The sequence below is a fragment of the Rhodococcus sp. (in: high G+C Gram-positive bacteria) genome (assembly GCF_049591685.1).
Classification (GTDB): domain Bacteria; phylum Actinomycetota; class Actinomycetes; order Mycobacteriales; family Mycobacteriaceae; genus Rhodococcoides.
In genome coordinates this window covers 1-9,536 of sequence record NZ_JBAWFH010000031.1, presented here as the reverse complement: position 1 = coordinate 9,536, position 9,536 = coordinate 1, and the positions used below count along the sequence as shown (strand labels likewise).

10 protein-coding genes and 1 pseudogene are annotated in these 9,536 nt (G+C 65.8%); 4 read left to right on the top strand and 7 right to left on the bottom strand.

Annotation, left to right across the window (positions count from 1 at the left end; translation table 11 throughout):
- Nucleotides 1-635: acyl-CoA dehydrogenase family protein (locus tag WBQ44_RS01240; RefSeq protein ID WP_495564919.1), on the bottom strand; the 635-nt coding region annotated here is incomplete at its 3' end.
- Between the two features lie 10 nt (nucleotides 636-645).
- Nucleotides 646-1,821: an acyl-CoA dehydrogenase family protein gene (locus WBQ44_RS01235; RefSeq protein ID WP_495564918.1), complete on the bottom strand. Its 1,176-nt coding sequence runs from the start codon at nucleotides 1,819-1,821 to the stop codon at nucleotides 646-648.
- Nucleotides 1,822-1,895: 74 nt separating this feature from the next.
- On the opposite strand from WBQ44_RS01235, the gene WBQ44_RS01230 reads away from it, so the two are divergent.
- Genes WBQ44_RS01230 through WBQ44_RS01215 form a run of 4 tightly spaced genes read left to right on the top strand, consistent with a single transcriptional unit; the run spans nucleotide 1,896 to nucleotide 5,200 of the window.
- Nucleotides 1,896-2,462: a histidine phosphatase family protein gene (locus WBQ44_RS01230; protein ID WP_495564917.1), complete on the top strand. Its 567-nt coding sequence runs from the start codon at nucleotides 1,896-1,898 to the stop codon at nucleotides 2,460-2,462.
- Nucleotide 2,463: 1 nt separating this feature from the next.
- The gene (locus WBQ44_RS01225) at nucleotides 2,464-2,946 is read left to right on the top strand and encodes a RidA family protein (protein WP_495564916.1); all 483 of its coding nucleotides are present in this window, start codon (nucleotides 2,464-2,466) and stop codon (nucleotides 2,944-2,946) included.
- A gap of 23 nt (nucleotides 2,947-2,969) precedes the next feature.
- Nucleotides 2,970-4,457 (top strand): ABC transporter permease subunit, encoded by a 1,488-nt coding sequence (locus WBQ44_RS01220; RefSeq protein ID WP_495564915.1) that lies wholly within the window; start codon nucleotides 2,970-2,972, stop codon nucleotides 4,455-4,457.
- Complete coding sequence (locus WBQ44_RS01215; RefSeq protein WP_495564914.1) at nucleotides 4,454-5,200, top strand: amino acid ABC transporter ATP-binding protein; 747 nt, start codon at nucleotides 4,454-4,456, stop codon at nucleotides 5,198-5,200. The genes WBQ44_RS01220 and WBQ44_RS01215 overlap by 4 nt, the downstream gene beginning before the upstream one ends.
- 5 nt (nucleotides 5,201-5,205) lie before the next feature.
- Here the strand turns inward: WBQ44_RS01215 and WBQ44_RS01210 are convergent, their stop codons facing one another.
- The 5 genes and pseudogenes from WBQ44_RS01210 to WBQ44_RS01190 form a co-directional block, all read right to left on the bottom strand.
- Nucleotides 5,206-7,317 (bottom strand): xanthine dehydrogenase family protein molybdopterin-binding subunit, encoded by a 2,112-nt coding sequence (locus WBQ44_RS01210; RefSeq protein WP_495564913.1) that lies wholly within the window; start codon nucleotides 7,315-7,317, stop codon nucleotides 5,206-5,208.
- On the bottom strand, nucleotides 7,318-8,310 hold the full coding sequence (locus WBQ44_RS01205) for an FAD binding domain-containing protein (protein WP_495564912.1): 993 nt from the start codon (nucleotides 8,308-8,310) through the stop codon (nucleotides 7,318-7,320). It abuts the gene before it with no gap.
- Nucleotides 8,307-8,810: a 2Fe-2S iron-sulfur cluster-binding protein gene (locus tag WBQ44_RS01200; RefSeq protein ID WP_495564920.1), complete on the bottom strand. Its 504-nt coding sequence runs from the start codon at nucleotides 8,808-8,810 to the stop codon at nucleotides 8,307-8,309. Before WBQ44_RS01200 ends, WBQ44_RS01205 begins: the two co-directional genes overlap by 4 nt.
- A gap of 157 nt (nucleotides 8,811-8,967) precedes the next feature.
- Nucleotides 8,968-9,341, bottom strand: a pseudogene (locus tag WBQ44_RS01195) (carboxylesterase family protein); the annotation flags it as partial.
- Between the two features lie 5 nt (nucleotides 9,342-9,346).
- A partial coding sequence (locus WBQ44_RS01190; RefSeq protein WP_495564911.1) for a DbpA RNA binding domain-containing protein occupies nucleotides 9,347-9,536 on the bottom strand: 190 nt, incomplete at its 5' end.

Genomic DNA, 9,536 nt, shown 5'->3' with positions numbered 1-9,536 from the left:
GCCGCGACGTTGTCGAGCGCGACCTGCGCGCCGCGCCTGCCGTCGTGCGTCCGATACGCCGTGCGGGTCAGACCCTCGGCACTGCCGTCGACGAGGAACAGACCTACCCCGCCCGCCGGCAGCGTTGCGCTGACGACGAGGACGTCGGCGCCTGCGCCGTACGGAACGGGGTTCTTGACGCCGCTGAGCGTCCAGGCCCCGCCGTCCTCGCTCGCCGAGACCGCAACCTCGATGTTCGGCCAGCGGCTACCGGACTCGTTGTGCGCGAAAGCAAGCAGCGTGCTGCCCTCGGCCACGCCCGGCAACACTCGCTGCCGCTGCTCGGTCGAACCGACGTCGGAGATCAGACCCCCGGGAATCAAGACCGCGTCGAGCACCGGCTCAGGCGCCAGACGCCGACCGATCTCCGTCATGACGGCCATGATCTCCACGGGGCCGGCGTCCATACCGCCGTCGTCCTCGGCAAAACTGAGACCGAGCAGACCGACCTCGGCCAACTGCTTCCACACATCCGCCGACCACCCGGGCTCCTCGGCGACCACCCGGTTTCGCTTCTCCGTGTCGTACGCACGCGAGAGAACTTCGCGCGTGGTGTCACGGAGCAGCCTTTGTTCTTCGTTCAGTTCGAAATCCATGCCCAAGCCCTCACAATCCGAGAATCGTCGACGCGATGATCTGCCGCTGCACTTCGTTGGAGCCGCCGTAGATCGACACCTTGCGGTAGTTGAGGTACGTGGGCACCGAACGCTGAGCCCACCCCGGACTCGCAATATCGTCACCCGCCTCGTACGGCAGGGAATCCGGACCAGCGATGTCCATCAGCATCTCCGTGACCGACTGCTGCAACTCCGAGCCCCGCAACTTCAGAATCGACGACGCCGGGTTCGGCTTGCCCTCGGCAGAGGACGACACCAGACGTGACTGCGTGACCTCGAGCGTCAGGACCTCGTTTTCGAGTTCGGCGAATCGAGCCGCGAACAGCGGATCCTCGAGCAGCGTGCCGTTGCCGACCTTCGTGGCCGCGGCGTGCTTCTTGGCTTCCTCGAGCTGCACCTTGGTGTGACCGAGACGGGTGATGCCCGTGCGCTCGTTGCCCAGCAGGAACTTCGCGTAGCTCCAGCCCTGATTCTCTTCTCCGACAAGGTTTTCGGCCGGAACGCGGACGTTCTCGAAGAACACCTCGTTGACCTCGACGCTGCCGTCGACGAGCTTGATCGGGCGCATCGTGATACCGGGCGTCTGCAGGTCGATCAGCAGGAACGAGATGCCGGCCTGTTTCTTCGGGGCATCCGGATTGGTACGCACCAGAGCGAAGATCCAGTCGGCGTACTGGCCCAGCGTCGTCCACGTCTTCTGACCGTTGACGATGTAGTCGTCGCCGTCACGGATGGCCGTCGTACGGAGCGAGGCGAGATCCGAGCCGGCCTCGGGCTCGGAGAACCCCTGGCACCACCAGATGTCGAGGTTGGCCGTGGGGGGCAGAAACTTCTCTTTCTGCTCCTGCGAGCCGAACGTCGCGATGACCGGACCGACCATCGAGGCATTGAACGTGAGAGGCTCGGGTACCGAGGCGAGTTGCATCTCGTCGAGCCAGATGTGCCGCTGCACTGCCGTCCAGTCCCGACCACCGAACTCGACGGGCCAATGCGGAACAGCGAGGCCGTTCGCGTTGAGTATGCGCATCGTCGTCACCACGTCTTCGCGGCTGAGCTCGATGCCCTCCCGGCTCTTCTCCCGAATCTCCGCCGGGATCTCGGTGGTGAAGAATGTCCGCATCTCCTCCCGAAACGCGGCTTCTTCCTCTGTCAGGGCAAGATTCATGAATTCCCTCCGCCTTAGGACCACTGTGTCCACTCGACCGTACTCCGAAGTAACTACGATAATCTTCGGTCACTATGACTTATCTGGCGCTGGTTCGGCACGGCGAAACCGATTGGAATCTGCACGGCCGGCTCCAGGGCAGCTCGGACATCCCCCTCAACGCCACCGGCCGGGCACAGGCCCGCGAAGCGGTGTCCGAACTGCGAGATCGCCGCTGGGATCTGCTGGTCAGCTCTCCGCTGTCGCGAGCGGCCGAAACAGCCGACATCATCGGCTCACACCTCGGCATCGAACGCAGCGCCGTGTACCCCGACCTGGCCGAACGCCACTTCGGGGCTGCCGAGGGGTTTACCGACTACGACGCATGGTCTCGCTGGCCGCACGGCCGCTACCCCGGCCTCGAGTCGCGCCCACACCTCATCGAACGCGGCGTACGAGCCGTCGAAGAGATCGCGGCGACGTACCCGGACTCCTCGGTCATCGCCGTTGCGCACGGCGGCGTCATCCGCGCCATCCTCGACGCGATCCGCGATACACCGTCGCCGAGAATTCTCAACGCGGGCGTGTCGACGCTCGTTCACAATGCAGCAGGGTGGACAGTCGAAACGATCAATGGTGTCCCGGCACAAAGGATGTGGTGACATGCGCACAGAACGACTGATCGAAGAGCTCGGATTCGTTCTGCCCGAACACGCCGAAGCACCACCCGGCTTCGAGTTCTCCTTCGACTGGGTGCGAGTTCGCGGCAACCGGGTTCACGTGTCGGGCCACTCCCCGCAACACCCGGACGGGGCCCTCGCCGGCCCGTTCGGCGCCGTCCCCTCCGAGGTCTCCCTCGAAGTGGCGACGGACGCCGCCCGCGACACCGCGCTGGCGGTGCTCGGCAGCGTGCGTCGTGCAATCGGGGATCTGGACCGCATCAGCGCCTGGCTCACCGTCTCGGGAATGGTGAACGCCGATCACGGGTTCACCCAAACGACGACGGTCGTCAACGGTTTCTCCGACCTCGTACTGCAGGTATTCGGCCCGGAGATCGGCGCGCACGCCCGCAGCGCGGTCGGAGTGGCAGCCTTACCCATGAACAACGCCGTGGTTGTATCGGCAGAGATCGAAATCGACGGCTGAACACGTCACAGTAAGGAAGGCTCATGCGTCGCACCGCCCTGGTCCTGCTGGCGTCCATCGCCGCGGTGCTCGCACTCGCCGGGTGCGGCTCGTCGTCCGGCCCGCTCATCGACCGGATCGCCGACGACGGGCTTCTGGTCGTCGGTACCGAAGGAACCTACAGTCCGTTCAGCTACCAGGGCGAGGACGGTGAACTGACGGGCTACGACGTCGACGTCGTCCGAGCGGTCGGCGAAGAACTCGGCGTGCGCGTCGAGTTCGTGCAGACGCCGTTCGACTCGATCTTCGCGGGCCTCGAGTCTCAGCGCTTCGACCTCATCGCCAATCAAGTGACGATCAACCCCGAGCGGCAGAACGCGTACGACCTGTCGGGGCCCTACACAGTGTCCGAGGGCGAGATCCTGGCCGCCGCGAACAACACGACGATCACCTCGGTGGCCGACCTCGCAGGCAAGACCACGGCGCAGTCGTCGACGAGCAACTGGGCGGAGGTGGCGGCGGATGCCGGTGCGAACGTCGAGGCCGTCGAAGGCTTCGTTCAGGCCGTCACCCTCGTCAAGGACGGCAGAGTCGACGCCACCGTCAACGACAGCCTCGCCATCGCCGAGTATCTGAAGCAGACCGGCGACACCGGGGTGCGAGTGGTGGCCCAGACCGGCGACACAAGCTATCAGGCCTTCGCGGCCCGCAAGGACAGCGGCCTCATCGGCGAGGTCGACGCCGCCATCGACACCCTCCAGGCCGACGGCACTCTCGCGCAGATCTCGGAGAAGTACTTCGGCTCCGACGTCGCCGCGCCGACCGCCGACACGCAGGCCCCCACGTCCGACGGCGAATCAGCGCAGGCCCAGTCGAAGCTCGACCTGATCAAGGACAACCTGTGGCCGATGCTGAAGGCCACCGTCACGATGACGATCCCCCTCACCGCCATCAGCTTCGTGTTCGGACTCGTCATCGCGCTCGCCGTCGCACTCGCTCGGATCTCGTCGAACAAGGCGCTGTCTTCGGTCGCACGCTTCTACGTCTCGATCATCCGCGGTACGCCCCTGCTGCTGCAGCTGTTCATCGTCTTCTACGCACTCCCTCAGTTCGGCGTGGTGATCGACCCGTTCCCGGCCGCGGTCGTCGCCTTCTCTCTGAACGTCGGCGGCTACGCGGCCGAAGTGATACGTGCCGCAATTCTCAGCGTGCCGAAGGGTCAGTGGGAGGCATCGCAGACGATCGGCATGGGCTATCGAACGACGCTGCAGCGCATCATCCTTCCGCAAGCGCTGCGTACGGCCGTTCCCCCACTGTCGAACACGTTGATCTCGCTCGTCAAGGACACCTCGCTGGCGTCGACCATCCTCGTCACCGAGTTGCTGCGCGTCGCCCAACTGGCCGCCGCACCGACCTTCGACTTCTTCGCGCTGTACAGCGTCGCAGCGCTCTACTACTGGGTGATCTGCATGATCCTCTCGTTCTTCCAAGGCAAACTCGAAGTCCGACTCGACAGGTACGTGGCGAAATGACCGAACTGCTGGGCGTCCGATCACTGTCGAAGTCTTTCGGCGCGAACGACGTACTGAAGGATGTGTCGTTCTCCGTACCGGCGGGCACCGTCACCGTCATCATCGGCCCGTCGGGCTCGGGCAAGACGACGGTGCTGCGCGCGCTCAACGCGCTCGACCCCGCCGACGGAGGGGTGATTCGAATCGGCGAGGTCACCGTCGACTTCGGGACGAAGGTCTCGCCCGCGCAACTCCGCGCCTACCGCGCCCAGAGCGGCATGGTGTTCCAGCAACACAACCTGTTCCCGCACAAGACCGTTCTGCAGAACGTCATCGAGGGGCCGGTCGTCGTTCAGAAGCGCCCGAAGGACGAGGCCGTCGCAGACGCGCACACGTTGCTCGCCCAAGTCGGCCTCGAAGACAAAGCGGATCAATATCCTTTCCAGCTCTCGGGCGGTCAGCAACAGCGCGTGGGCATCGCGCGCGCTCTCGCGCTGAAACCGAAACTGATGCTGTTCGACGAACCCACGTCGGCGCTCGATCCCGAACTGGTCGGCGAGGTCCTCGCGGTCATCAGAAGGCTTGCAGCGCAGGGGTGGACGATGGTCGTCGTCACGCACGAGATCCGCTTCGCCGAGCAGCTGGCCGACGAGGTCCTCTTCATCGAAGGGGGTGTCGTTGTCGAGCGCGGAACCCCGGCCGAGGTGCTGAAGAACCCGTCCGAGCCGCGCACCCGGCAGTTTCTCCAGCGCATCCTCGCCTGACTCGACTACATGTGCGGTAGTACCTTGTCGAGCGTAATGGGGAAGTCTCGTACCCTGACACCCGTCGCGTGATAGACCGCGTTGCCGATCGCCGCCGGTGATCCGACGACACCGATCTCACCGATTCCCTTGCCGCCCATCGGGTTCAGTTCGTCGTCCTCCTCGTCGATCCACATCGCGTCGATATCGGTGACGTCCGCGCACACCGGCACGTGATACTCCGCGAGATCGTGATTGCCGAACCCGCCGAACTGGTGATCGGTGTTACCCGCCTCCATCAACGCCATCCCGAGACCGAACGTCATGCCACCGATCAACTGCGACCGGGCAAGCCGCGGATTCATGACGCGGCCGACGGCGAAAACCCCCAGCAGCCGACGCACCCGCACCTCACCGGTGTCGATATCGACCCCCACCTCGGCGAAGTGCGCGCCGAAAGCCGAACGTGCCAGATCCTTCTGGCCCTCCAGATCCTCGGAGGTGTCGACGCTCACCTCCGCGGCTTCGGTGGCGTCGTCGATGCTGCCGCCCACCTGGGTGACCAATTGCCTGCACGCCTTGGTGACGGCCCAGCCCCACGACGACGTACCCGAAGAGCCGCCCGCCCCGGGGGCGGTGGGAAGTGCGCTGTCCCCGAGCAGCAACTCGACGCGGTCGGCGGAGACGGCCAATGCGTCGGCCGCGATCTGACGAAGCACCGTGCGCGCGCCCGTACCGATGTCGGACGCCGCCACGGACACGGTGATCGATCCGGCCGAGTCGATCTTCGCGGATGCGGACGACGGGCTGATCATCACCGGATAGCTCGCCGCCGCGACGCCCATACCGATCAGGGTGCGGCCCTCGCGCCGATGACCCGGCCGCGGATCGCGATCGGCCCAACCGAATCGCTCGGCTCCGACGCGGAGGCACTCGGCGAGGCCCCGAGAACTCCACGGCTTGCCATCTGCCGGGTCCGCGTCGGTGTCATTACGGATGCGTAGCTCGATGGGATCGATACCGACGGCATAGGCCAGTTCGTCGATGGCCGTCTCCTGCGCGAGCATGCCCGGCGCCTCGCCGGGTGCACGCATCCACCGCGGTGTCGGCACGTCGAGGGCCGCCAGCCGGTGCGTCGTGCGTCGGTTCGGTGCGGCATAGAGGTGCCGAGACGATTCGGCGGTCTGCTCGCAGAATTCGAAAACCGTCGACGTCTGCTGGAACGTGTCGTGCGTCAGCGCCGTCAGTGTGCCGTCCTCGTTCGCACCCAACCGAAAGTGGTTGATGGTCGGCGTTCGGTAGCCGACCAGGTCGAACAGCGCCTGCCGAGGCAACGCCAGCTTGACCGTGCAGCCGGTCGCGCGAGCGACCATGGCGGCGAGCACCGCGTTGGGCCGCGTACTGCCCTTGGAGCCGAAGCCGCCGCCGACGTTTTCCGCGACGACGCGAATGTTCGACGCATCGAGCCCGAACACGGTAGCGAGATCGGACTGCACACCCGAAGGCGCCTGCGTCGAATCCCACACCGTCAGAACGCCGTCCGCCCACCGGGCCGTCGTGGCGTGCGGCTCCATCGGCATGTTGTGCATCGGCGCCGTCGAATACCACCGGTCGACGGTGTGCGCAGCGGACGCGAACGCCGAATCCGGATCACCGACGGTGACGTCGGTGGGAAAACCTGCGTTGACCGATTCCGGAGCGTAGAGCGCAGAGTGGTCGGCCGTCAGCCCGTTGTCGGGTCGACCCTCGTCGGCGTACGTGACGCGAAGGCGTGCCGCAGCATCGCGCGCCGTCTCGAGCGACGTCGCGACGACGGCAGCAACGATCTCACCGCGGTACCGCACGCGATCGGTCTGCAGGACGGTCAACTCGCCGTCCTCGATGTCGTCCAACCGCTCGGCGTTACCGTGCCACAGCACCGCGAGCACGGCCTCGTCGGCCAAGACCTCGTCGACGTGCACTTCGGTGATCCGCCCCTTCGCCACCGTGGCGGGGACGTACCAGCAATAGACGGGCGGCGTTCCCGTCGGCGTGTGTTGTTCGACAGCGTGTTGTTCGACGGCGTAGCGGGCGGCGCCGGTGACCTTGGCGACGCTTTCGGTTCGTTGGATCGGGCGACCGATCGACGCGGCAGTCATTTACGACACCTCCCTGGCGGCCAACTCGGTGAGCGTCTCGGTGACGAGGTTGCGCACGAGCGGTATCTTGAACGCGTTGTCTCGCAACGGATGTGCGGCCTTCAGTTCGAGATCGATCGCCTCGCGGAACACCTCCGGGCTTGCCAACCGTCCGAGTAGATCGCCCTCGGCCGTGATGGCACGCCACGGCTTGTGAGCAACACCGCCCAGCGCGATCCGCGCCTCGGTGACCTGTCTGTTCTCCACGCGCAGCACCGCGGCCACCGACGCGATCGCGAATGCGTACGACGCCCGATCGCGCACCTTGCGGTACGTCGAGACCGTTCCGTCCGGCAGCGCTGGGATTTCGAGGCCCGTGACGATCTCGTCGTGGCCGATGTTGGTGTCGAGCTCCGGGTCCTGCCCCGGCAGGCGATACAGCTCGCCGATGGGCATGCGGTGCTCTCCGCGGGGTCCGGTGATGTCGACGACCGTGTCGAGAGCGGTGAGCGCCACGGCCATGTCCGACGGGTGGGTTGCGACGCAGTGGTCCGACGATCCGAGAATCGCGAGGTTGCGGTGATCACCCTCGATGGCCGGGCAGCCCGAACCCGGATTGCGCTTGTTGCAAGGCTTGGACGAATCCATGAAATACACGCACCGCGTGCGCTGAAACAGATTGCCGCCGGTGGTCGCCATATTGCGCAACTGACCCGACGCGCCGGAAAGGACCGCGCGGGAGAGCACCGGGTACCTCGCGCGAACCACGGGATGGACGGCGAGATCGCTGTTGCTGACCGCAGCACCGACGTGCAACGAGCCGTCATCCTGAACGACGATGTCGCCCAGCGGAAGTCGTGTCACATCGATCAACCGGGACGGCCCCGCCGCGCCGAGCTTCATCAGATCGACCAGGTTGGTGCCGCCGCCGAGCAGCGCCGAATCGGGGTCTGCCGCGAGCCGGGCCACGGCGTCGTCGACGTCGGTTGCGATGTCGTAGTCGAAGGTTCTCATCCGTTGGCCTCCAACACGGCCGGAACGATGTTCGCGTACGCGCCGCAGCGACACAGGTTTCCGCTCATTCGCTCACGGACCTCCGCTGCATCGAGCTTCACATCCGCTTCCAGCGGGTCGTCGGTGACCGCACTGGGCCAGCCCTGTTTCGCCTCCTCGATGACGGCGACCGCGGAGCAGATCTGACCCGAGGTGCAGTAGCCACACTGGAAGGCGTCGTTGTCGATGAACGCCTGCTGGACGGGATGGAGAGTCTCGCCATCGGCGAGGCCCTCGACGGTGGTGATCTCTCGGCCCTGATAACCGACGGCGAACGCAAGGCAGCTGTTGATGCGGCGGCCGTCGACCAGAACGGTGCACGCCCCGCACTGCCCGTGATCGCATCCCTTCTTGGCCCCGATCAGGTCGAGATGTTCGCGCAACGCATCGAGCAGCGTGGTGCGCACGTCGCAGTCGATGTCGTGTTCGGTGCCGTTCACCCGGAGGGTCACTCTGCTCATGCCGGTGCGCTTACCCTCACCGGGAACGGTCAAACGCTGAATTACCAAGGCAGGCAATGAAGGACAGGCTACCCTGCTGCTACCTCAGGTGAATCCGAGAACGTCTTCACCCCACGCGCGGCGAAGGTCGCGGTCGGGATCGTCGACCTCGCGGTCGTGCCGTACACCGACGTCGCAGGCGAACTTTCGGCGATGACGCGATCGAACAACCCCTCTGCTGCAGGCGAGACCATCAACGTGGTGACCGAACCGCCGCCCGCCGACTCTCCGAACAACGTCACCCGCGAGGAGTCACCGCCGAACTCGGCGATGTTCTCCCGCACCCAGATCGGGAGCGGGGCCGTGCTCGGTCTGCGGCGCGATGTGCCCGAACGTGGTGCAGTCGCGCACACCGGACCAGCTCTGCGGGGGCCGCGGTGCCCGCAGGCGAAGGTCACCGACCGGCGGTGCAGCATACGGAATGCCCTTCCACACGGCGATACCGTCGTCGACGACTCCCTCGACCTGCCCGTACCGCGTCTGCGCGATCAAGTGAGTTACGCGCCGCGGCGCGGCTTGCCCTTGAACTTGCCGCCGACACGCGGGCCGCGGCCTCCCGGCGGGCCCGAATCGGGCTGCAACTGAATCAGAACGCCGCTGATACGGGTACGACGCAGAGCCTCGACGGTTTCGTCCGCGAGGTCCGCAGGCAGTTCGACCAACGAATGATCGGGCCTGATGCTGATG

What these genes read in the sequence shown, in the direction of transcription:
- WBQ44_RS01235 (WP_495564918.1), bottom strand. Translation starts at nt 1,821, where the DNA reads ATGAATCTTGCCCTGACAGAGGAAGAAGCCGCGTTTCGGGAGGAGATG.
- WBQ44_RS01230 (WP_495564917.1), top strand. Translation starts at nt 1,896, where the DNA reads ATGACTTATCTGGCGCTGGTTCGGCACGGCGAAACCGATTGGAATCTG.
- WBQ44_RS01225 (WP_495564916.1), top strand. Translation starts at nt 2,464, where the DNA reads ATGCGCACAGAACGACTGATCGAAGAGCTCGGATTCGTTCTGCCCGAA.
- WBQ44_RS01220 (WP_495564915.1), top strand. Translation starts at nt 2,970, where the DNA reads ATGCGTCGCACCGCCCTGGTCCTGCTGGCGTCCATCGCCGCGGTGCTC.
- WBQ44_RS01215 (WP_495564914.1), top strand. Translation starts at nt 4,454, where the DNA reads ATGACCGAACTGCTGGGCGTCCGATCACTGTCGAAGTCTTTCGGCGCG.
- WBQ44_RS01210 (WP_495564913.1), bottom strand. Translation starts at nt 7,317, where the DNA reads ATGACTGCCGCGTCGATCGGTCGCCCGATCCAACGAACCGAAAGCGTC.
- WBQ44_RS01205 (WP_495564912.1), bottom strand. Translation starts at nt 8,310, where the DNA reads ATGAGAACCTTCGACTACGACATCGCAACCGACGTCGACGACGCCGTG.
- WBQ44_RS01200 (WP_495564920.1), bottom strand. Translation starts at nt 8,810, where the DNA reads ATGAGCAGAGTGACCCTCCGGGTGAACGGCACCGAACACGACATCGAC.